This is a genomic window from Thiopseudomonas alkaliphila, from assembly GCF_001267175.1.
Taxonomy (GTDB): Bacteria; Pseudomonadota; Gammaproteobacteria; order Pseudomonadales; family Pseudomonadaceae; genus Oblitimonas; species Oblitimonas alkaliphila.
The window spans coordinates 1571560-1593171 of sequence record NZ_CP012358.1 but is presented as its reverse complement, the minus strand read 5'-3'; the positions used below and the strand labels follow the sequence as shown (position 1 = coordinate 1593171).

Annotated in this window: 24 protein-coding genes and 1 pseudogene; 15 read left to right on the top strand and 10 right to left on the bottom strand. The window is 47.3% G+C overall.

The features are described from left to right. The first annotated feature begins 104 nt into the window (after positions 1 to 104). The 4 genes from AKN87_RS07665 (at position 105) to bfr (ending at position 2624) form a co-directional block, all read left to right on the top strand. The gene (locus AKN87_RS07665) at positions 105 to 761 is read left to right on the top strand and encodes a histidinol-phosphatase (protein ID WP_053100585.1); all 657 of its coding nucleotides are present in this window, start codon (positions 105 to 107) and stop codon (positions 759 to 761) included. Positions 762 to 990: 229 nt separating this feature from the next. Next, on the top strand, positions 991 to 1674 hold the full coding sequence (locus AKN87_RS07660; protein WP_053100584.1) for a hypothetical protein: 684 nt from the start codon (positions 991 to 993) through the stop codon (positions 1672 to 1674). 151 nt (positions 1675 to 1825) lie between these two features. Then, on the top strand, positions 1826 to 2032 hold the full coding sequence (locus tag AKN87_RS07655) for a (2Fe-2S)-binding protein (protein ID WP_053100583.1): 207 nt from the start codon (positions 1826 to 1828) through the stop codon (positions 2030 to 2032). 112 nt (positions 2033 to 2144) lie between these two features. Next, positions 2145 to 2624: a bacterioferritin gene (gene bfr, locus AKN87_RS07650; RefSeq protein WP_053100582.1), complete on the top strand. Its 480-nt coding sequence runs from the start codon at positions 2145 to 2147 to the stop codon at positions 2622 to 2624. Between the two features lie 50 nt (positions 2625 to 2674). On the opposite strand, the gene AKN87_RS07645 is transcribed toward bfr, so the two are convergent. Both AKN87_RS07645 and AKN87_RS07640 read right to left on the bottom strand, forming a co-directional pair. Next, positions 2675 to 4045: a DUF3482 domain-containing protein gene (locus AKN87_RS07645; RefSeq protein ID WP_053103031.1), complete on the bottom strand. Its 1371-nt coding sequence runs from the start codon at positions 4043 to 4045 to the stop codon at positions 2675 to 2677. Next, on the bottom strand, positions 4038 to 5456 hold the full coding sequence (locus AKN87_RS07640; protein WP_053103030.1) for a DUF2868 domain-containing protein: 1419 nt from the start codon (positions 5454 to 5456) through the stop codon (positions 4038 to 4040). The genes AKN87_RS07645 and AKN87_RS07640 overlap by 8 nt, the downstream gene beginning before the upstream one ends. A gap of 75 nt (positions 5457 to 5531) precedes the next feature. Between AKN87_RS07640 and AKN87_RS07635 the strand changes: the two genes are divergently transcribed. Beyond that, positions 5532 to 6059, top strand: coding sequence for a dihydrofolate reductase (locus tag AKN87_RS07635; protein ID WP_053103029.1), 528 nt, complete (start codon positions 5532 to 5534; stop codon positions 6057 to 6059). Positions 6060 to 6062: 3 nt separating this feature from the next. Here AKN87_RS07635 and AKN87_RS07630 read toward each other — a convergent pair whose 3' ends face one another. The 5 genes and pseudogenes from AKN87_RS07630 to coaBC all read right to left on the bottom strand — a co-directional run bounded on the left by AKN87_RS07630 (position 6063) and on the right by coaBC (position 11133). Next, a complete protein-coding gene (locus tag AKN87_RS07630) occupies positions 6063 to 6413 on the bottom strand; it encodes a DMT family protein (protein ID WP_053100578.1) in 351 nt (116 codons plus the stop codon). A 476-nt stretch (positions 6414 to 6889) separates the two neighbouring features. Beyond that, positions 6890 to 7786, bottom strand: coding sequence for an acetylglutamate kinase (argB, locus tag AKN87_RS07625; RefSeq protein ID WP_053103028.1), 897 nt, complete (start codon positions 7784 to 7786; stop codon positions 6890 to 6892). Positions 7787 to 7812: 26 nt separating this feature from the next. Next, positions 7813 to 9210: pseudogene (locus AKN87_RS07620) on the bottom strand (phosphomannomutase/phosphoglucomutase); the annotation flags it as partial. A 252-nt stretch (positions 9211 to 9462) separates the two neighbouring features. Continuing rightward, positions 9463 to 9918 carry a dUTP diphosphatase gene (gene dut / locus AKN87_RS07615; protein ID WP_053103027.1) on the bottom strand — a complete coding sequence of 152 codons (456 nt, stop codon included), beginning with the start codon at positions 9916 to 9918 and terminating at the stop codon, positions 9463 to 9465. A gap of 6 nt (positions 9919 to 9924) precedes the next feature. Further along, entirely contained in the window at positions 9925 to 11133 is a 1209-nt protein-coding gene (gene coaBC / locus AKN87_RS07610; RefSeq protein WP_053103026.1) for a bifunctional phosphopantothenoylcysteine decarboxylase/phosphopantothenate--cysteine ligase CoaBC, read from the bottom strand. A 114-nt stretch (positions 11134 to 11247) separates the two neighbouring features. Here coaBC and radC point away from each other — a divergent pair, with 114 nt between their 5' ends. From radC to rpmG, 3 genes are all read left to right on the top strand, one after another. Further along, entirely contained in the window at positions 11248 to 11922 is a 675-nt protein-coding gene (gene radC / locus AKN87_RS07605; protein ID WP_053103025.1) for a RadC family protein, read from the top strand. Between the two features lie 264 nt (positions 11923 to 12186). Further along, on the top strand, positions 12187 to 12423 hold the full coding sequence (gene rpmB / locus AKN87_RS07600; RefSeq protein WP_053100573.1) for a 50S ribosomal protein L28: 237 nt from the start codon (positions 12187 to 12189) through the stop codon (positions 12421 to 12423). Between the two features lie 10 nt (positions 12424 to 12433). After that, positions 12434 to 12589, top strand: coding sequence for a 50S ribosomal protein L33 (gene rpmG / locus AKN87_RS07595; protein WP_053100572.1), 156 nt, complete (start codon positions 12434 to 12436; stop codon positions 12587 to 12589). 87 nt (positions 12590 to 12676) lie between these two features. Here rpmG and AKN87_RS07590 read toward each other — a convergent pair whose 3' ends face one another. After that, positions 12677 to 13165, bottom strand: coding sequence for a winged helix-turn-helix transcriptional regulator (locus tag AKN87_RS07590; protein WP_053100571.1), 489 nt, complete (start codon positions 13163 to 13165; stop codon positions 12677 to 12679). A gap of 153 nt (positions 13166 to 13318) precedes the next feature. Here AKN87_RS07590 and AKN87_RS07585 point away from each other — a divergent pair, with 153 nt between their 5' ends. The 5 genes from AKN87_RS07585 to sodB all read left to right on the top strand — a co-directional run bounded on the left by AKN87_RS07585 (position 13319) and on the right by sodB (position 17659). Next, on the top strand, positions 13319 to 14572 hold the full coding sequence (locus AKN87_RS07585) for a D-amino acid dehydrogenase (RefSeq protein ID WP_053103024.1): 1254 nt from the start codon (positions 13319 to 13321) through the stop codon (positions 14570 to 14572). 24 nt (positions 14573 to 14596) lie between these two features. Then, positions 14597 to 15667: an alanine racemase gene (gene alr, locus AKN87_RS07580; RefSeq protein WP_053103023.1), complete on the top strand. Its 1071-nt coding sequence runs from the start codon at positions 14597 to 14599 to the stop codon at positions 15665 to 15667. Between the two features lie 147 nt (positions 15668 to 15814). After that, positions 15815 to 16246: a c-type cytochrome gene (locus tag AKN87_RS07575; RefSeq protein WP_053103022.1), complete on the top strand. Its 432-nt coding sequence runs from the start codon at positions 15815 to 15817 to the stop codon at positions 16244 to 16246. A 70-nt stretch (positions 16247 to 16316) separates the two neighbouring features. Beyond that, positions 16317 to 16940, top strand: coding sequence for a LysE/ArgO family amino acid transporter (locus AKN87_RS07570; protein WP_053103021.1), 624 nt, complete (start codon positions 16317 to 16319; stop codon positions 16938 to 16940). Between the two features lie 137 nt (positions 16941 to 17077). Next, the gene (gene sodB / locus AKN87_RS07565) at positions 17078 to 17659 is read left to right on the top strand and encodes a superoxide dismutase [Fe] (protein WP_053100566.1); all 582 of its coding nucleotides are present in this window, start codon (positions 17078 to 17080) and stop codon (positions 17657 to 17659) included. Between the two features lie 84 nt (positions 17660 to 17743). Here the strand turns inward: sodB and AKN87_RS07560 are convergent, their stop codons facing one another. Further along, a complete protein-coding gene (locus AKN87_RS07560; RefSeq protein WP_053103020.1) occupies positions 17744 to 18622 on the bottom strand; it encodes an alpha/beta fold hydrolase in 879 nt (292 codons plus the stop codon). Between the two features lie 6 nt (positions 18623 to 18628). After that, complete coding sequence (locus AKN87_RS07555; RefSeq protein WP_053103019.1) at positions 18629 to 19609, bottom strand: CobW family GTP-binding protein; 981 nt, start codon at positions 19607 to 19609, stop codon at positions 18629 to 18631. 120 nt (positions 19610 to 19729) lie between these two features. On the opposite strand from AKN87_RS07555, the gene AKN87_RS07550 reads away from it, so the two are divergent. Next, on the top strand, positions 19730 to 19969 hold the full coding sequence (locus tag AKN87_RS07550) for a hypothetical protein (protein WP_053103018.1): 240 nt from the start codon (positions 19730 to 19732) through the stop codon (positions 19967 to 19969). A gap of 138 nt (positions 19970 to 20107) precedes the next feature. After that, positions 20108 to 21577 carry a catalase gene (locus AKN87_RS07545; protein WP_053103017.1) on the top strand — a complete coding sequence of 490 codons (1470 nt, stop codon included), beginning with the start codon at positions 20108 to 20110 and terminating at the stop codon, positions 21575 to 21577. The last annotated feature ends 35 nt before the right edge of the window (positions 21578 to 21612 follow it).

The window sequence follows — 21612 nt, the reverse complement described above, 5'->3', positions numbered from 1 at the left end:
CCGCTTGAGCAATTAGCGATTCACTTGAGCCTAGACAATAGGCTTTAGTCTAAAAAATCGTTATGCTGCTGCCTAATTTTGTGTAGATCAGTAGGAACAGAAACGTGCGTTTGGCTATTTTTGATTTAGACAACACTTTGCTCGGTGGTGACAGTGATCACTTATGGGGCGAGTACCTCTGTCAGCGTGGAATTTTAGATGCTGAGCAATATAAGGCGCGTAATGATGCTTTTTATGAAGATTACTTGGCTGGACGGTTAGATATTTTGGCGTATCAAAATTTTAGCCAAGAAATTTTAGCCAAAGCAGAGCCAGCGCAATTAGCTCAATGGCACGCTGAGTTTATGCGTGACTGCATTGAGCCAATTATTTTAGCTAAAGGTGAAGCGCTGTTAGAAAAGCGTCGCTCGGAAGGTTACACCTTGCTGATTATTACCGCGACTAACCGCTTTATTACTGGGCCGATTGCTAAGCGTTTGGGTGTGGATTACCTGATTGCTACTGAATGCGGCATGGAAAATGGTCGTTATACTGGTCAGGTGGTTGGCCAGCCTAGCTATCATGCAGGCAAGGTGGTTCGATTAAACGAGTGGTTAGCCCAGCATAAAGCAGCTAGCCTTGAGGGCAGTTACTTCTATAGCGACTCGCACAATGATTTGCCTTTGCTAGAAGAGGTTTCCTACCCAGTGGCAGTCGATCCAGATGATACACTGCGGGCCATTGCCCAAGAGCGCGGCTGGACTATCTTGTCTTTACGTTAATTAAAGCGATAGTTGAGGTAAACAGAAGTGAGCTTATGGCTAAAACCAAGAGGTTTAGCGGATTTGGCCATAAGTGGAAATAAATCTCACTTTTAACCCACTTGTATCTGGTTTAGACTTCCTAGGTTTAGATAGGTCGCAGGCCTTATCTTGAAGCACGTTTGGTACAACGGACTTATTATTACATCGATAGCAGGAACTCGATGTCTAACAAATAACACGGTGTTCTATGATCAAAGATATTAATTACATGGTCTCGGGAGGCTACCCTGTTTTTGGGTTCTTCCAAGGTCTTTTGGTACTTTTATTTTTAGCCGCAATTGTTTATGGGCTGAAAAAGCTCGCTTTAAAACAGCAGGCTAAAGTGGCCGCAACTGAAGGTGCTGAACTGCCGAAGTCGCATTTTTGGGTAAAAGCTACGCAAAAAGCGTTAATGGCGTTGATTTTCCTTGGCGTTATTTTGTATCCGCTGTCGGTATTTTACTCGGGTAGTACCTACAACTCGTTTAAAGGGTCGATTCAAGAAGCCTTTAATGTGAGTTATCAAGATGGCTACTTGATTATCAAAAACGACTCAGGCCAAGACATTACCTTTAATAGTGATCTTAAAGGTCATTTAGTGGCTGATGTGGGCGGCGTGGCTTACACCACTAAAATTACGGTCAAAGGCGATTTAGTCGCTGATGGTCGCTTTGATCAGCAGGTAAAAGGTAAAAAATCAAAAGTTGATATTTATGCTGAAGATCCTACGCTGCAAGCGGCGCCTAAGAAAAAGCCAGCGGTTAAAAAACAAGATTTACTGATTCAATTAGCTGATCAAGAAATCTATGTGGCAGAAATTAATGCGCGCAATGACTCACTCAAAACCGTGATTGATCAACTGGATATTTATATCCATCGTCCGGCGCGTTAATTCAAGCTGTACTCAAAAGCCCGAGCATTCTCGGGCTTTTTTTTGCCTTACCGTTAGCCTAGCAAAATATATTCAGTTAATGACTTGAAAGACATATGCGAATCATTTACATTTGCGTCATTGTTTAATTCAGGTAGTTCGAGGGCTAGCTATGTATGTGTGTCTATGTAAAGGCGTGACTGATCGTAAGATTAATCAGGTTGTCAGCGACGGCGCACGGAGCTGGAAAGAAGTACGTGAGCAAACCGGCTGTGCCATGCAATGTGGCAAGTGTGCCTGTGAAGCTAAGCAGATTACTAAGCAAGCGGTGTTATCGGCAATGAGCTTGGCTAACCAAGACTTAGCTTACGCCATTTAAGCCAGCGCTTAAGCTTAAGTGAGCGCTGCGACCTTGAGTTAAAATTCCCCCTTAGTGTTGTTGATTCGGTCTGTTATGATTGGCGAAACCGGTGGCTGATTAGGAGCAAGACATGAAAGGCGACGCACAAGTAATAGTTCATCTCAATAAAGTGCTGGGCAATGAGCTGGTGGCGATTAACCAGTACTTTTTGCACTCGCGTATGTTCAAAGACTGGGGCTTTGAAGCTTTGGCCAAGTTTGAATATGACGAATCCATTGAAGAAATGAAGCATGCTGATACGTTAATTGAGCGTATTTTGTTTCTAGAAGGCCTGCCTAATCTGCAAGACTTAGGTAAGTTGCGCATTGGTGAAGACACTCAGGAAATGCTGGAGTGTGACCTAGCCCTTGAGCACCAGGCCCGAGCTGATTTACTAGAGGCCATTGCCCACTGTGAAACAGTTAAAGACTACGTTACCCGTGACATCTTCCGTAAAATTCTAGACGATGAAGAAGAGCATATTGATCAGCTAGAAACTCAGTTAGGGCTGATTGAAAAAGTCGGTATCCAAAACTACTTGCAAACGCAAATGGCCGACGCTGACGATTAAGTTAACCGCAGCTAGGGCAATTAATTTAACGGATGCCGCGGCATCCGTTTTTATGTGTGGGCTAAAAGTTGAGTCAGCGCCTGTTTTGCTGCTTGGCGTTCACTACTGGCCGCGCGGTATTCAGGATTCATACTCGACCAGCGGGGGTGGCTACGGGCTTTATCCAGCACTTCAGGTAGTGCTTGCTCTTGCCACTGCTGGGTTTGCTCAAGGCTGAGCAAGATTTTATCTTGCGCTGCGTGACCCCGTTGCTCCAAGGCATTAAGAAGTTGCAATTGGCGTAAGCTGAGTAAGCGCAGAATACTGTCATCTACGGTTAGGCTAGCCTCTCCAGTGAGGCTGCTTTTTAATTGCCGGCCAAATTTTAAAAATACTTCACCTAAGCCACCAATCGCCGCGCCCACAGCAGTGCCTGCCCCTAGCGAAAAGCCAGCGGTGGCTAAATCAAATACAGCACCAGTGGCGGCTCCTTTAAGTGCGCCACTGGTGGCTTTAACACCGACTTGTTTCAAGGTTTCGCTGCTAAAAATATCATGCTCCCAGCGACCTTCGGTCATGGGTAAGTCAAATTCAGCAGCGCTGTCTTTATCAAAAGCATAGAGCTTAAGCAGTTGATCGACGGTTTTTTGTTCCCGTGTACGCGTAGTCTGTTGGTGTTTTTGTAACTCTAATTGCTGTTGGCTACTATCAATTTGGCGTCTAAAAGCGGCAACATCTAATAGTAAATCAGCGATTAGCTCAAAGGCGGCCTGTTTGCGTAGCTGCGCTTGCTGTTGTTGATCGGCGCTGAGTTGAGCTAACGCCGTTTGATGCTGGGGCAGCATTAAACTTAAGGTCTGAAACAGTTGCTGACTGCCCTCAATTGGCGGTGCCACCGTATCAAATTGCACCACGCTATGTAGGCCAATTTTGGCGAGGCCTGCTAGCCAATCTGCAACCTGTTGATCCTTAGCATGAATGTAGTTGAGCACCGGGATTAATGGTTTACCTGCGCGATTTAAAATACTGATTTCATCGCGATATTTATCAAAAAAAGTTTCTCGAGCGTCAATTACATATAGCGCGGCATCAGAGGCGAGCAACTGCTTTAATACTTTGGCTTCTTGCTCAAAGCGTTGCTTAGCTTCGCTGCTTTGAAGAAATACAGTTAATGACTCTGGACCGGCTTGGCGTTCGGTATAGCGGCCGTTTAACTGCTCTAAGTAATCAAATAATCCCACCGCATCTTCTAAGCCTGGTGTATCAAACAAGGTTAACAGCGTTTGGCCACCGGCTTTTAAATGGGCGGCTTCCACATGTTTGGTGGTGGTGGCTTGGGGTGAAACCTCACCAAAATGGCTATTGCGGGTTAGGGTGCGCATTAAAGAGGTTTTACCCACATTAGTATGGCCCACCACAGCAACAGATAAGGGTTTATGCATGGGGAGTCTCCAGCCACTGCAGGGCATCTTGGGCGCTGGTAAAGGCAATTTGCTGCTGGGTTAGCCGTTTACTCCAGTCTTCTAGCCGTGCAGGGTCATAGTGAATCTGCTCGGTCGCTGGCAGCAGCCAAACTTTTAGCTCACTACAAAACTGGGTTAAATCAGCCAGTAAATTGAGCGTGCCACGATCAATAGAGCTACTAGGATCGCAGGCGACTAATAACCGTTGCAGTGGCTGTTGACTGAGCTGATCAAGAATCAAATGGCGCTGTGCTCGGCTATCCAGTGCGCCTAAATAAGGTACGGTAACGCTAGGTGGCCATGGCCGTTTAGGATTAATCTCAAGGCTGGTCAGTGCCGAACGAGTAGCATTTAACTCAAACTGCGGTTGAGCATGGACTGGCTGCAAATGTATCGTGTCGGGTGCTGCATCAACCACCTGGGTTTGGCGTGGCATTAATCGCTCGTGCAGCTCTAGCCAGATCGGTAAATGAGGATCAATGGTTAACTGCTTGAGTCGATTGGTAGCTAAATAGTGGCTGACGAGACTGAGTACTGCGCGCGGTACAATGCCATAAACAACGACTAAGCCAACTAACCAATAGGCCCAAGTGTGTCGATCGGCTTCAACAAAAGAGGCCAGTTCACCGCTGCGCTGAATGAGCTCGGTACTTGGCTGTGGAAAACCTAAGCTATGGGGCAGCCAGCCGATAAATTGAATAAAGCCACTAAAGGCGTGGCTGTTGACTATGGTTGATTCCCAGGCAAAACCATAACGCTGAGTGCTGAGCATCAGTAAAAAACTAGCCAGACAACTAAGCAGAACTAACAGCCACCAGAGGTGTAAGTATTTAGCAGACAACCAAACTAATGCTTTTTGCCGCTGTAACAGTATGATCAACGCAGGTAATAGCTGTGCCTGCTTGGCACGGCGGGCAAAGAGCTCACTCAGCCAGAGCGCGGCTTGGGTAATGCTTGAGGCGCTAGGGCTACGGTAAGGGTTGAGCAGGCTGATTAGCCAAACCGTTAAACTCAAGCAATGTGCGCCGAGCAGTGCTAAACAGGCTAAAAATACATTGACCGTGCCGGTTTGATTAAGCAAGGCAGCTTTACTTAAACCAATTCCTAGCAGCACGGCTAACAGTATGAATAACAGGCGGGTGAGCTTAATGCCTTTTAACCACTGCACTAAGGCTGCCTCTAAGCCATCGCGCTTAGCTAAAAATAAAGCACGAGCTTGCAGGCGAGCGGCTAAATCAGCCGGTTGCTGTAAAGCTAAGCGCACGGCTTGGCTATCTTCTAGGGCACCGCTTTGCTCTTCACGCAAGCGTACGGCTTCACTCAGCCATTGCTGATAAAGTTGCTCAGTGCTCGGTTTGACGGACAATAAATTTAACGTGGAATTACTCATCGTATTTAACGAATTTCCCTATCGAGCTGTGAGTCATTTATGATGGTTTTTTGAGCCTGACTTGGAGTCCTCAGCATGATGCGTCAACTTCAGAAGCCAGTGAGTCTTATTGTAGCAGCCACTGAAAATAACGTAATTGGGCGAGATAACCAAATGCCTTGGCATTTGCCCAATGAATTGCAATATTTTAAAGCAACCACCATGGGCAAGCCTATCATCATGGGGCGAAAAACCTGGGATTCTTTGGGGCGTCCTTTGCCGGGGCGTTTAAATATCGTAGTGACTCGGCAAACCGATTTAGTCTTAGAGGGCGCCGAAGTGGTTAATGATTTAACTCAAGCTTTAGCGCGTGCCCAAGCTTGGGCGATAGAGAATGACGCCGAAGAGCTTATGGTTATTGGTGGTGAGCAACTGTATCGCTTAGCTTTGCCCTTAGCTGATCGGGTGTATTTAACCCGTATTGCGCTAACTTTGGAGGGCGATGCGTTTTTCCCGGTACTTGATCACAGCTGGCAGCGGGTGCAGCAAAACCCCCAACCAGCGCTTGCGCAAAGCCCAGCCTATTGTTATGAGGTGTGGGAAAAACTGCACAGAGCCGAATGAAGGCTAGCCGAGTTTGCTGCGAAACATAAAGTACACCGCACCTACTAAGCACAGGCCGGCCCACAGATAGTCGAGTTTCAGGGGCTCTTTAAGGTAGAGCACCGAAAAGGGAACAAACACGCTGAGCGTGATTACCTCTTGCAATACTTTAAGCTGCGCCACTGAGAGCACGCTAAAACCAATGCGGTTGGCCGGGACCTGAAATAAGTATTCAAAGAGGGCGATCCCCCAGCTGATTAACGCAGCAATAATCCATGGTTTATTGTTGAGTTCTTTTAGATGGGCGTACCAGGCAAAGGACATAAAAATATTGCTGATAATTAATAAGCTAATAGAAATAACAACAGGTTGCATAGCAAACACTCGGCCAAAGGTGGTTGGACTAAAAAGATACTCAGATCCGTATAGTAGCTATATTTTTTAATAGCTAAAACGGTCATATAAAATGACCTTTTTTAAGGTAAGTGCACACTTTCCTCGGCTTAGAAGTTAAGTAGGGCCATTAAGCATTTTAAGTTGTTGAGTGGAGGAACTGCTTGTTGGGAGATATTAATTTTAAATGGAAATTTATCGTGACACTATTATATAGCACGGGATTGGCAAGGCATGCCGACTCAATACATTGTTCAAGATTACGAGATGCTGAGTAAATCTTGGTAAAAAATTATAATCATTTTGGCGAGTCTTAATTGTCGGGAGCATTAAGCTCAAATTGTTGCGTAGCGAGAGCCAAGGGGCTGTGAGTGGGATTATAAACAAGTTGTAAAGAACTTTAAGCCAGCAACACTAACCGTTGCTGGCTTAAAATTGCATAACTTAGTGATTAGTGATTAGTGATTAGTGATTAGCGTGCCGACCCCATGGTCAGTGAAGATCTCGAGTAACACCGCATGCTTCACTCGGCCATCAATGATATGTGCACTCGTTACGCCGCCTTGGACAGCATCTAGGGCGCAGCCAATTTTTGGCAGCATACCGCCATAGATAGTGCCATCGGCGATTAGGGCATCAACTTGAGCGGTATCAAGTCCGGTTAAGACATTGCCTTGTTTATCTAGCAGTCCGGCAATATCGGTTAGTAAAATCAGCTTTTCAGCGCCTACTGCTTCAGCCACCTTGCCAGCCACTAAGTCGGCATTAATGTTGAACGATTCGCCATTGGCGCCTACACCAATCGGTGCTACCACCGGAATAAAATCGCCTTGCACCAGCATATCCAGCAGGTCGGCATTGACGCTGGCAACTTCACCAACTAAACCAATATCAATAATTTCAGGCTTAGTCATTTCTGGCGTTTTGCGAGTGACTGTGAGTTTGCGGGCTTTGATCAGACCAGCATCTTGCCCAGTTAAGCCAATTGCACGTCCACCATGGTTGTTAATTAGGCTGACAATGTCTTTGTTCACCTGGCCACCGAGCACCATTTCTACCACATCCATGGTTTTTTCATCGGTAACACGCATGCCATCAATAAAGCGGCTTTCAATATTAAGACGCTGTAATAGCTCACCGATTTGTGGACCGCCACCGTGAACCACAATGGGGTTAATACCAACCGCTTTCATTAGTACGATATCGCGAGCAAAGCCATTTTTTAGCTCTTCGCTTTCCATGGCGTTACCGCCATATTTAATAACTAAGGTTTTGCCGACAAAACGACGAATATATGGCAGTGCTTCCGAAAGCACTTCAGCGACATGGGCTGCATCACTACGATTAAGGGTCATGGGGGCTCCGCAAATAAAAAATCAAACTAAAAAGGCAGGCTTAGATCAGGCGCTACCGATAATAACTGCTGGCGGAAAATCGCTTGGATTCGTTGCAGCTCTTGCTCGCTTTCACCTTCAAAGCGCAATACCAGTACCGGAGTAGTATTCGAGGCGCGAATTAGCCCCCAGCCGGTTGCATAATCAACGCGCACGCCATCAATCGCGGTGATGCTACCATCGCCCCAGTCTGACAGCTGTTGCAGGCGCTCGATAATGCCAAACTTGGTCGCCTCGGTAACCTCTAGGTTGATTTCTGGAGTGGCTAAGTTTAGTGGGAAGGCTGCAAAAATGCTGGCGCTGTCTGCGTCTTCTAAGCTTAAAATTTCTAACAGGCGAGCGCCGCTATAGAGTCCATCATCAAAGCCGAACCAGCGCTCTTTAAAGAAAATATGGCCACTCATTTCACCGGCCAGTAATGCACCAGTTTCTTTCATTTTTGATTTGATCAGCGAATGCCCGGTTTTCCACATAATCGGCCGGCCACCGTAGTTACTGATCACAGCAGCTAGACGGCGGGTGCATTTCACGTCAAAAATGACATCAGCGCCAGGGTTACGCGATACCACATCTTTGGCCAAGAGCATCATCAGGTGGTCGGAGAAAATCATTTGCCCTAGGTTAGTGACCACGCCTAAGCGGTCACCATCACCGTCAAAAGCAATCCCTAGATCAGCCTGTTTGGCTTTCACTACGGCAATTAAATCCACTAAGTTTTCTGCTTTGCTAGGATCGGGATGGTGGTTAGGGAAGGTGCCATCTACTTCGCAATACAATGCATGAACGGTACAGCCAATGGCTTCAAATAAGCGCTGGGCAATGACGCCGGCGACGCCGTTACCGCAGTCAATCACGACATTCATTGGACGAGAAAGCACGATATCTTGAGTAATGTAGTCGATGTACTGATCTTCAATCGAGTATTCACTGACTGCACCATTGCCGCTGGTTAAGTCGTTATTTTGGATACGGGTATGCAGTGCCGTAATACGTTCACCGGATAGGGTTTCACCGGCAATGACTATTTTAAAGCCATTGTAATCGGGCGGGTTATGGCTGCCAGTAATCATCACCCCTGAACGGCTATTTAGGGTATGGGTTGCAAAGTACAGCACTGGGGTGGGCACCATACCTAGATCAATCACATCACAACCGGCCTCGGTTAGGCCTTGGCTGAGCGCAGTACTGAGCGCTGGACCAGATAAGCGGCCATCGCGGGCGATGATGACAGTATTTTCACCTTGAGCGCGGCTTTCAGCACCCACTGCACGGCCAATCCAGTAGGCAGTATCTGTGGTAATGGTTTGATCAATGATACCGCGAATATCGTAGGCACGGAAAATTTCTGCGGCAATGTGTTGGGCTGTTGCAGCGTCAGGAGCACTCAGTAGGGGGGTGATTGAAAGCAAGTCGAAAGCCTCGTTAAGTGAAAGAGGGGTAGGACCCTAAACTATCCTCTATAGCTTCAGTAAGAGGCTGGTTTTGGAGTCGCTGTGAACTCAATAGCTAGGTTTAGCTTGGTAGTAATAATTGCTTATTTAAATGCATGTACACATTTGCAGTAAAACAAACTTCATATATTAGAAGGCTTTTGGTTTTCTATGTATGTAAAGGCTAATTAATTATAAAGAAATCTACTATTTTTGCCCCGTATGACCAAAGCCGCCGGTGCCACGCTCGCTGGCGACAAACTCATCAACTAGCTGTAGTTCGGCTTGTAGTACCGGCACTAGGACCAATTGTGCGATGCGCTCGCCTACTTCAATCACAAAAGGGGCTGTGCCACGATTCCAGCAGGACACCATCAGCTCGCCTTGGTAGTCGGAGTCAATTAAGCCCACCAGATTGCCTAGCACAATGCCGTGCTTGTGGCCTAAGCCTGAGCGCGGCAACACCATAGCCGCTACCTTGGGGTCGGCAATATACATGGCCAAACCCGTTGGAATTAGCTGTGTTTCGCCCGGCTGTAAGGTGAGGGGTTGCTGTAGCATCGCGCGTAGATCTAAGCCGGCTGAACCTTGGGTGGCATAGGCGGGTAGTGGGTATTCAGTGCCTAAGCGAGGATCGAGCACTTTGGTTTGCATAGAAAGCATAGTGTATTAAGCCTTTGAGCTACTTTGAGCAATAAAATCAATCAGTTGGGCAGCAATTTTCTGTTTGCTAGCTTGGGCAAAGTGTCGCTGCTGTTGGTTGCGGTCGATAATAGTAATGGCATTCTCATCGCTATTAAAGCCGATGCTTTGATTGGCGACATCATTAGCCACAATTAGATCCAGGTTTTTATGTTGTAACTTGCTGCTAGCATAGGCCAGAAGGTTCTCAGTTTCGGCAGCAAAACCCACACAAAAAGGACGATCTGCTCGTTTGGCAATGGTGGCCAGTACATCAGGGTTACGCACTAGCTCAATTTGCATACCTTCTTCGGCTAGAGGGTCTTTTTTTAGCTTTTGTTCGGCGATGGTTGCTGGGCGATAGTCGGCAACGGCCGCGGCAGCAATAAAAATATCGCAAGGCATGCTTTGCTCGCAAGCATCGAGCATATCGCGGGCGCTTTCTACATTGATGCGCTGTACTCGGTCTGGCGTAGCCAGATGCACAGGGCCGCAGACTAAGGTCACTTTAGCACCCGCTTCCACTGCGGCAGTGGCTAGGGCAAAGCCCATTTTGCCAGAGCTATGGTTAGTAATATAACGCACGGGATCAATGGCTTCTCGGGTAGGACCTGCAGTAATCACCACATGCTTACCCGTGAGGGCTTGCGTTTGAAACGTATCGGCTAAAGCTTGGGCTAAAGCGGCGGGTTCTTCCATGCGGCCTAAACCTAGATCGCCACAGGCTTGCTGACCCGCTGCAGGACCAAATAATAAGTAGCCTCGTTGGGCTAGCAAGGCAATATTGGCTTGGGTCGCGCTATCACGCCACATGGCCTGATTCATGGCTGGCGCTAACGCAAGTTTAGCGTCTGTGGCTAAGACCAAGGTGGTGAGTAGATCATTGGCGACACCTTGACTAATACGGGCGATGAGGTCGGCCGTAGCTGGAGCGATTAAGACAATATCTGCCCAGCGTGCAAGCTCGATATGGCCCATGGCTGCTTCAGCAGCAGGATCGAGCAAATCAGTATGCACAGGGTGACCAGACAGGGCTTGCAAAGTCAGTGGGGTAATAAATTCTTGCGCGGCTTGGGTCATTACCACTTGCACGTCTGCGCCCAGATCTTTTAGACGGCGCACCAGTTCAGCACTTTTATAGGCAGCAATGCCGCCACTAATGCCAAGAAGTACGCGTTTATTGTGCAATCGCTGCATAAGCCTGCCTTTTAGTTTTTAGGGAGAGATAAGCAAAGGAATAAAATCACGCTAACATACCATATAGCCCTATTTAGTTCAGCCGCAGCGGATGCATCCATAGGAGAAATAAGGATGAGTATTAAACATTGGCCGGTCGCTGAGCGACCTCGGGAAAAACTACTCACATTAGGCCCTGCAGCACTTACAGATGCTGAGTTATTAGCCATTTTTCTGCGTACGGGTGTTAAGGGAATGGATGCGGTAGAGCTTGCACGCTACTTATTGCATGAGTTTGGTGGGTTGCGGCAATTATTAGAGTCTGAACTAGCAGAGTTTACTGATCATCTAGGCTTGGGACCTGCTAAGTATGTGCAGTTACAGGCAGTATTGGAGATGGGGCGGCGCCATCTACAAGCAACAATTCAGCGGGCCTCGGCCTTAGAAAGCCCACAAGCTGTGCGTGATTTTTTAAAAGCCAAGTTACGACATGAGCCCCATGAGGTATTTGCTTGTTTGTTTTTAGATGCCAAGCATCGAGTGTTGGCGTTTGAGCCATTATTTTATGGCACCATCGATAGCGCCAGCGTTTACCCAAGACAGGTCGTCAAACGTGCTTTAGCAAACAACGCAGCGGCGCTGATTTTGACTCATAATCACCCTTCGGGTGTCTCAGAGCCTAGTCAGGCGGATAAGTTACTTACTGAGCGTTTAACTGAAGCGCTTGCTTTAATTGATGTGCGCGTACTGGATCATTTCATTGTTGGTGAGGGAGAACCGCTATCAATGGTTGAAAATGGCTGGATGTAAGTTACAATACGCGTTTACAAAAAATCGTGAGTTGAAGAGTCTTGGTTGCGAAAACAGCTGTTTTCTGCTATAAAGCGTGACTCTTTTTCGGGTGGCTCTGCTATTAGCCTTGGTTAAATAGCCAGAATAAACCCAACGAGATGGGCGTAAACGCCTGCATAGCATAGAAAAACTCTTTGTTTTTCAGCTACTTGCTAACTAAATTTTTGAGTTTAAGCAGCCAACCCATGCCGGGTTGGGCATGTGGTTTCAGAGGGCTGAGGCATGGCAAAAGTATGTCAAGTAACTGGTAAGGGTCCAGTTACTGGGAACAAAGTTTCCCACGCAAATAACAAAACCCGTCGTCGTTTCTTACCAAACTTGCAGTACCATCGTTTCTGGGTTGAGTCCGAGAAGCGCTTTGTACGCTTACGTGTATCAGCTAAAGGTATGCGCGTAATTGATAAGCGTGGTATTGATGCAGTATTGGGCGAGCTACGTGCTCGTGGCCTAAAGGTTTAAGGAGAACATCATGCGTGATTTAATCCGTTTAGTGTCTAGCGCTGGTACAGGCCACTTCTACACTACAGACAAAAACAAGCGTACCACTCCTGATAAGATCGAAATCAAAAAATACGATCCAGTTGTGCGTAAGCATGTGATCTATAAAGAAGGCAAAATCAAGTAATTGATGCGTCTTTGAGAAAACCCGCCATTGGCGGGTTTTTTTATGGCTTTAAATTAACGCAGCAGCGTTGGGCGTGGCCGATTCCGTTTATTCCGGAATCGGAAGAATTAAGCTTTCTTTGACTTCTTCCATCACGATATAGCTTTTAGATTCACGCACATTAGGTAGTTTGAGCAAAATATCGCCTAGCAATTTGCGGTACGAAGCCATCTCGCAGATACGCGCTTTAATCAGGTAATCAAAGTGGCCTGAGACTAAGTGGCATTCTAAAACATGGGGCAGTTTCAAAGCGGCTTGGCGAAAGGCTTCAAAAATATCGCCAGACTTATAGTCAAGGCTGATTTCGACAAAGACTAACAGACCTGCATTGAGCAGTTGTGGATTTAGTCGTGCATGGTATCCAGTAATATAGCCTTCACGCTCTAAGCGGCGGACTCGCTCGGTGCAGGGGGTGGTCGAGAGGCCAACGCGTTCGCCTAACTCAGTAAAAGAGATGCGTCCCTCTTCTTGCAGGATGCGTAAAATGCAGTGATCAATCTTATCCAATTGACGTTTTGTAGTCTGAGCTGCTTGCAAGGAGAATCTCCTAGGGAAATAGTGATTATTCCCGATAGAACCGCCGTAAAAGGCTTTAATTATAGTGAAAAGCACTAGAAAAAAGCTTTTATACTAATGAAAGGTAAAGACTGCAAGCAGATGCGACAATAAAGTCAACGAGTGAGGTGAATAATGCGGGTTCTAGTCTTAGGTGGTGGAGTCATTGGCGTAACAACGGCCTACTATTTGGCAAAGCAAGGCTACGCAGTGACGGTGCTTGAGCGCCAAGCCGCAACGGCCGAGGAAACCAGCTTTGGTAATGCGGGGCAGATTTCTCCTGGTTACGCCTCACCTTGGGCGGCGCCCCATGTGCCTTTAGCAGCGATTAAGTGGATGCTACAGCAACATGCGCCCTTGACTATTAAACTAACGAAAGAGCCTGCTCAGTACCTATGGATGGCGAAAATGCTGCGTCAGTGCACCGCAGGACGCTATCAGATTAATAAAGCGCGTATGGTGCGCTTGGCGGAATATAGTCGAGATTGCTTAGATGAGCTACGTAACGAGCTTGGGCTGGCTTATGAAGGCCGTCAGTTGGGCGGCATGCAGTTATTTCGCAGCCAGCAGCAACTGGATACGGCGGCGGCAGATATTCGGATCTTGCAGCAGTTTGGCGTGCCGTATCAGCTGTTAAGCCCAGAACAAATTCTGCAATATGAGCCAGGTCTGGTGCAGTCGGTGACTAAGTTGTCGGGTGCTTTGCGTTTGCCTAATGATCAAACCGGCGACTGTAACCTATTCACCAAACAGCTGACCGAGCGCGCCCGAGAACTGGGGGTAGAGTTTAAGTTTGGGCAGCAGGTAGAGCGCTTGCAAGTAGAGGGTCAGCAAGTAACAGGCGTGTACGCTAATGGTCAGCTGCTGAGTGCTGATCGTTATGTGGTGGCGCTAGGTAGTTACTCACCCTTACTGCTTAAACCTTTGGGAATTCAACTACCCGTATATCCATTGAAAGGCTACTCCTTAACCTTGCCAATCGTGCAGCCAGAGCAAGCGCCTGAAGCGACGGTGATTGATGAGACTTATAAAGTAGCAATTACACGTTTTGAGCAGCGGATTCGGGTCGGCGGTTTTGCTGAGTTATCGGGGTATAATTTAGCGTTAAATCCTGAGCGTAAAGCCTCAATGAGTTGGGTGATTAATGATCTTTACCCAGGTGCTGGTGATTTACAACAAGCGCTATTTTGGACCGGTTTGCGTCCTGCAACGCCTGATGGCACGCCAGTGATTGGCGCTACACCTTATAAAAATCTGTTGCTTAATACCGGGCACGGTACCTTAGGTTGGACTATGGCCTGTGGCTCTGCCCATTATTTAGCCGATTTAATGGCAAATCGCGCTCCTGCCATTGATACTGAAGGCTTATCTATTTTTCGTTACCGTTAACCCCTAGTGAAGGATTTTACAACCATGCGTCCAGCACGCGCAGTTATTGATTTATCCGCCTTAGTACATAACGCTAAACTGGCGCGCCAGCATTCTCCAGAGCAGATGATGGCGGTGGTAAAAGCTGATGCCTATGGTCATGGCTTAATTCCCTGTGCCACGGCGTTACAAGATGAAGTGGATGCTTTTGCCGTGGCCTTTACCGAAGAAGCGGCTCGCTTAATTGACGCCGGGCTAACCCGTAAGCCTATCGTGTTATTAGAAGGCTTTTTAGATGCAGCTGAGCTGCCTTTTATTGCCGAACAACAATTGGTGTGTGTGGTGCATTCGGCGTGGCAAATTGCAGCCTTAGCACGTTTATCCAGTCAGCAGCCTGTAGCCGTTTGGTTGAAAGTGGATACAGGAATGCATCGTTTAGGTTTTCAGCCTGAGCAAGTGTTAGCGGTTTGGCAACAACTAGCCGCCTTGCCGCAGGTGCGATTATTGGGATTAAGCACACACTTTGCTCGAGCTGATGAGCCTGAGTGTCCAGTCACCTTGCAGCAACTGCAGGCGATTTTAGCGCTACAAAAGCAACTTAACACCTCGTTAAGTTTGGCTAACTCAGCAGCTTTGTTAAGTACTTCAGCGGCGGCAGGTAACTGGACGCGTCCTGGCATCATGCTGTATGGAGCTAATCCTTTTCCAAGTGCTAATCGATTAACTGAGTCCTTAGAGCCTGTGATGACCCTGGAATCTAAAATTATTGGCGTGCAAACCTTAGCAGCCGGGCAGGCAGTTGGTTATGGTGGGCATTATGTAACCTCAGCGCCTACTCGACTAGGGATTGTCGCTATGGGCTATGCAGATGGCTATCCGCGGCAAGCTAAAAATGGAACGCCAGTTACGGTTGATGGGCAGCCTGCGCAATTAGTTGGGCGAGTGGCAATGGATATGTTAACCGTTGATATTACGCATTTGCCTGAGGCGGGCATTGGTAGTCGAGTAGAGTTATGGGGTAAACAGGTCAGTGTCGACACGGTAGCGCAACAGGCCGACACCATCGGTTATCAATTGCTGTGCAATCTAAAGCGGGTGCCACTCAGTTATTGTTAAATCAATGAGTTATTCGCTTGGGGTTGCAACCAATTAACTAATAAACCACGACTTTAGCTGTTTCCGATTGGCTTGCTAGTGGCTATACTATGGCCCGCTCGCGTTGACCGTGGCCGCGAGAGTGAAAAGCCACAAAGAGGGTGTACTGTGAACTTATTGAAAAAATTACTCGTAGCAAACGTTGCTGCTTTATCTCTGTGGGCTGTGAGTGCTCAAGCGACCACTGATGAAGCAGTAGCTGATCGTATTAAGCCAGTAGGTGAAGTCTGCTTAAAAGGTGATGAGTGTGAGCAAGCACTTGTTGCTGCAGGTGGTGCACCGGCAGCTGGTGCAGCCGGCCGTAGTGCAGACGATATTATTGCCAAACACTGTAATGCTTGCCATGGTGCAGGTATTTTAGGTGCGCCAAAAATTGGTGAAACGGCTGCTTGGCAAGAGCGTGCAGATGCACAGGGCGGTTTAGATGCGTTATTACAAACCTCAATTAAAGGGTTAAACGCTATGCCACCGATGGGTACCTGTAATGATTGCTCTGAAGACGAAATGATGTCTGCGATCAAGAAGATGTCTGGTCTGTAAGAGACAGCGCTATCAGTAAAGCCGCCTGTTTGGGCGGCTTTTTTGTTTACGTTTTAAAGATGAGAACAACATGCAACAAAGCCTGATGAATGGCGTTTTAGTTACCCTTGGTTTGATTATGGCGATAGGTACACAAAATGCCTTTGTTTTATCCCAAGCCTTAAGGCGCGAGCATCATCTAGTGATTGCCTTGGTTTGCGTGCTCTGTGATGTGGTGTTAATTAGCTTAGGCGTATTTGGGCTAGCGCAAATTTTTGCAACGCATCCAATATTATTGGCCGTGGCGCGCTGGGGTGGCGTGCTATTTTTAGGCTGGTACGGTTTGCAGGCATTAATGCGGGCATTGCGTCAGCAAAGTTTAGAGCAGCAGCAAGCCAGAGCGCCAAAGTCACTAAAAGTAGCTTTGCTAACCACCTTAGCTGTGACTTTGCTTAATCCCCATGTGTATCTAGATACCGTTCTCTTGATTGGTGCCTTAGGTGCGCAGCAGCCATCACCAATAGGCTATATTCTAGGTGCTACCTTAGCCTCGGGCCTATGGTTTTTCAGCTTGGCCTTATTAGCAGCTAAGTTAGCTCCTTGGTTAGCACGGCCTGCCACGTGGCGCGTGATTGACTTTATTGTCGCGCTGATGATGTTTGCTGTGGCGGCGCAGTTGATTTGGGGAACAGGGTTAGAAGTAGCGAGTCTATGAGCAAAATAGCCACATCAATCAATCTAGTGGTATGATGAAAACTCAACGGCAAGCTCGAATCAGCAAGCCCTGACTTGCTGACGCTATAAGTAAGTTTGCCTTATTTGCCTTGTCCTGATGAAAAACTGGAGAGAATCATGGCTTTTGAATTACCAGCACTTCCTTATGCAAAAGACGCGCTTGAGCCTCATATTTCTGCGGAAACTTTAGATTATCACTACAGCAAACACCACAATACCTATGTGGTTAACCTAAATAACTTACTGCCAGGTAGTGGTTTTGAAGGTAAGAGCCTAGAAGAAATTGTTAAAACTTCAAGCGGCGGTATCTTCAATAACGCAGCTCAGGTTTGGAACCACACCTTCTACTGGAACTGCTTAGCGCCGAACGGTGGTGGTGAGCCAACGGGTGAGTTAGCAGAAGCCATCAACAAGTCATTTGGCTCGTTTGAAAAATTCAAAGAAGAATTCACTAAAAATGCCATCGGTACCTTTGGTTCAGGCTGGGGGTGGCTAGTGAAAAAAGCTGATGGTTCTTTAGCATTAGCGAGCACCTCAAACGCAGGTTGCCCACTAACAACTGAAGATAAGCCACTGCTGACTTGTGATGTGTGGGAGCACGCTTACTACATTGATTACCGCAACTCACGTCCTAACTATCTAGAAGCGTTCTGGAACTTAGTGAACTGGGATTTTGTAGCGAAAAACTTAGCAGAATAAGAGACTTCAATGTTACTTAGTTAGCTAAAGTTTAGTTGCTGATTAAAACCGATTTAGTTTCGACTAAATCGGTTTTTTTATAACTTAAGAGCAGCTTGGTATGAAATATTGTCTAATCAGTTCAGCTGTATGAGCTGGGTTCTGTTGCATAAAGCAGTGATCCCCTGGTACTTGTTGATAGCTGATGCAAGGATTAAGTTTGCTCCAGCGCTTAATTGATTGCTCGACAAAGGGAAAGGTCTGCTCAGCGTAGAGCACCTTAACGGGTGTTTGTACTCGCTTTAGTGAGCGCCACAAGTTACGGGGAAATGAGGCGAAAAAGTCAGCCTCACGTTGTGGGCGACATTTAAGCGTTACTCCGCCTTGTACTTCATGCAAGCCATGATTGACATAAGACCAGAGCGCCTCATCACGCCAGCTTTTAAAAGCGCCTCGTGTTCTAAGGCCAGCAAAAGCCGCCTGCCGATTAGGCCAACTATCACGGCGCTGCCGTGCTCGTTTGGCCATTTCATGTTTGTCTGATAAGCCGAGCCAACGCATGCCATGCATGGCTAAGATCATATTGGGGGTAAAAAATACCGGATCAAGTAATACCGCTTGCTTAAACAGTTGAGGCTGTGCTGCCATGATTAAGCTACTTAATACGCCGCCTAGGCTATGGCCTACTGCATAAACGGGCTGATTGGGTGCAGGGTTGAGTGCGGTAAACGCCTCGGTTACTAGTTCGGCATTTTTATTCCAGCCTAAAAATTTAGCGCCACTTTCGCTGTCGCCATGGCCTTGTACATCGCATAACCACAAGTCAAATTGCTGGCTTAAAAGCTCTAGCATGGGGGTATAGGTCAGCCCACAAAAACCATTCCCATGTAAAAAGTGTAAGAGCGGTTTGCCACTGGGCTCGCTACGCCAACCCCGTAGTTTAAAGCCTGCCGAGCATTGATATTCCCAAGGTATTAGGTGCATGGTGGGTTATTCCTTAGCCGTTGGCGGTACAAGGCAAGCGGTTAAATACTGAGTTAGGGTATCACTGGCTTGGGCTTGGTCAAAAATTAATTCGATGCGCGAGTCTTCTTGCCAAGCGCTGCTTTGCCAATGCAGCGGCTGTTGTGTAGTGGCATTAGCTGATAACCAGCCAGCATTGGTGTGCACCACTACTTTAGCCCGAATAAAAGGTAGATGCTGGATCAGCAGCTGTAAGCGCATTAAGTCAAACTGCTGAGATCTGTGCCATTTCCAGCCAATGCTCCACGCCTCTGCTTGGGCCTGAATCGAGCAAATAGGCTGCTTGGGATCGAGCCAAACCTCACCCACAACAGCTGTTGTTGCATCGGGCAGATTGTCTAGGTTAGCAAGAGTTGCAGTATGCTCAATACCTGGCAGCTGTTCCAGCTTGAGCTGACCTTGAGTGGTAAATAGCACGTTGAGCGGAGCAAACCGCTGTTTAATGGTTGCTTGCTCAGTTGCATTTAACTGCTCGGCTTTATTAACCAGTAGCAACTTTGCTTTTTCTAATAAGCTGCGCTGAGCATCAGCTAGCGTTGCCGGGCTAAGTGTGGCCTCCGCGGCAGCAATAATTACTGTTGGTTGTAAGCTCAGCACTTCATTCCAAGGCGCTTCTTGTAGTTGGCGATACAGTTGTGGCTGATGCCCAAGTCCAGAAGGCTCAATAAATAAGCGAGTGGGCTTGGCTTGTTTTAACAGGCGAGTTAATGCCACTTGAAAAGGTGCTCCATTTACGCAGCACACACAGCCACCCGCGACTTCGCTGAGCGTAATCTCGCTATCGTCAGAACTTAATAATGCTTGATCTAAACCAATTTGCCCAAACTCATTAATTAGCACTGCCCAGCGTTCGTGCTTAGGCCGTTGTTTGAGTAAATGAATCAGCGTTGTGGTTTTACCAACGCCCAGTGCGCCAGTAATTAAATGCGTGGGAATATGTTTTAACATAGGATGCACAGTTAAGCGGTAAAATGAGTAGCATGGTGGCTGTGTTTTGCCGAGGTGGCAAGTGCTACTATTTAGACTTTAACTGTTTGCTTAGGGAATTTTTGCATGAGGCGTGTCTGGATGGCGATAGCCACTGTTTTAGCAATTTTGCCCGCTTTAGCTTGGCCACAGGCTTGTATTATTCAGGCTAAAGATGCTCATTCTGAGGTGAAAGTTTGTCAGCAAAATTGCAATATTCCTAAGCAGCTATTTGAAGAAGGGTTTTGTGCCCCACAGCTGCAAGAGCACGAAGTTAAGCTAACCCTTAGCGCGTTGTGTCCGACAGGTGCCTTTGGGGTATGCCGAGGAGCTAAAGGTTGATTTACAGTCGAGCGCAGCAAAGGCAGTAAAGGTCGCTGATTAGTTTAAGCTATAAGGTTGTTGATTTTAATTGATTGGAGCTATGTAGGTTGTGGCACTAGTCTAAAGGCGTTCTTAAATCATTAGGAGAGCAGTAATATGACCACCACTAAGAAACCTCAACTCACCAGTATTTCTGGTGCACCGGTTGCCAACAACCAGGACAGTTTAACGGCAGGTCCACGTGGGCCCATGTTGCTGCAGGATGTATGGTTTTTAGAAAAGTTGGCACACTTTGATCGCGAAGTGATCCCAGAGCGCCGCATGCATGCGAAAGGTTCTGGTGCATTTGGCCAGTTCACCGTAACCCACGACATTAGCCAATACACTAAAGCCGCATTATTTTCTGAGATTGGTAAACAAACAGAAATGTTTGTGCGTTTCTCAACCGTGGCAGGAGAGCGAGGAGCAGCAGATGCTGAGCGCGACATTCGCGGGTTTGCCATGCGTTTTTATACCGAGCAAGGTAACTGGGATTTAGTCGGCAACAACACCCCTGTATTCTTCTTCCGTGATCCGCTGAAGTTTCCCGACTTAAACCACGCGGTAAAACGTGATCCACGCACCAATATGCGTAGCCCCACCAATAACTGGGATTTTTGGACTGGTTTACCTGAGGCCTTGCACCAAGTGACCATTGTGATGAGTGATCGCGGTATTCCTGCTTCGTATCGTCATATGCATGGTTTTGGCTCCCATACCTTTAGCTTTATTAACGCCGATAATGAGCGCTACTGGGTGAAATTCCACTTACGTACCCAGCAAGGGATTAAAAACCTTACTGATCAAGAAGCTGCCGAGTTAGTGGGGCAAGATCGAGAAAGCTCACAGCGCGATCTATATGAAGCGATTGAGCGTGGTGATTATCCGCGTTGGACGATGTTTGTGCAGATTATGCCCGAAGCTGATGCAGAAAAAGTACCGTATCATCCGTTTGATCTGACTAAGGTTTGGCCAAAAGGCGATTATCCGCTGATTGAAGTGGGCTATTTTGAGCTAAATCGTAATCCTGAAAACTATTTTGCTGATGTTGAGCAAGCAGCCTTTAACCCGGCGCACATTGTGCCCGGTATTGGTTTTTCACCCGACCGTATGCTGCAAGGACGTTTGTTCTCTTATGGCGATGCCCAGCGTTATCGGTTAGGCGTGAACCATGCGCAAATTCCGGTTAACACGCCACGTTGCCCGTACCATAGTTTCCACCGTGACGGCGCAATGCGCGTGGATGGTAACCAAGGCGGTCGTTTGCATTATGAGCCAAATAGTTATGGCGAGTGGCAACAGCAGCCAGACTTTTCTGAGCCTCCGTTAGCCATTGGCGATATGGCCCATCGTTTTGATTACTGGGAAACTGAGCCAGATTACTTTACTCAGCCAGGTAATTTGTTCCGCCTAATGAGCCAAGAGCAACAACAAGTGTTGTTTGAAAACACGGCACGCAATATGCAGGGTGTACCAGAGGCAATTAAAATGAAACATATTTGCCACTGTATGCAGGCAGATCCTGCTTATGGTCAGGGTGTGGCCAAAGCCATGGGCATTGATCTAAGCGTCCATCAGCCAAAATAATCGGCGGATTAGGTATTAAAAATGCCGATGGATTA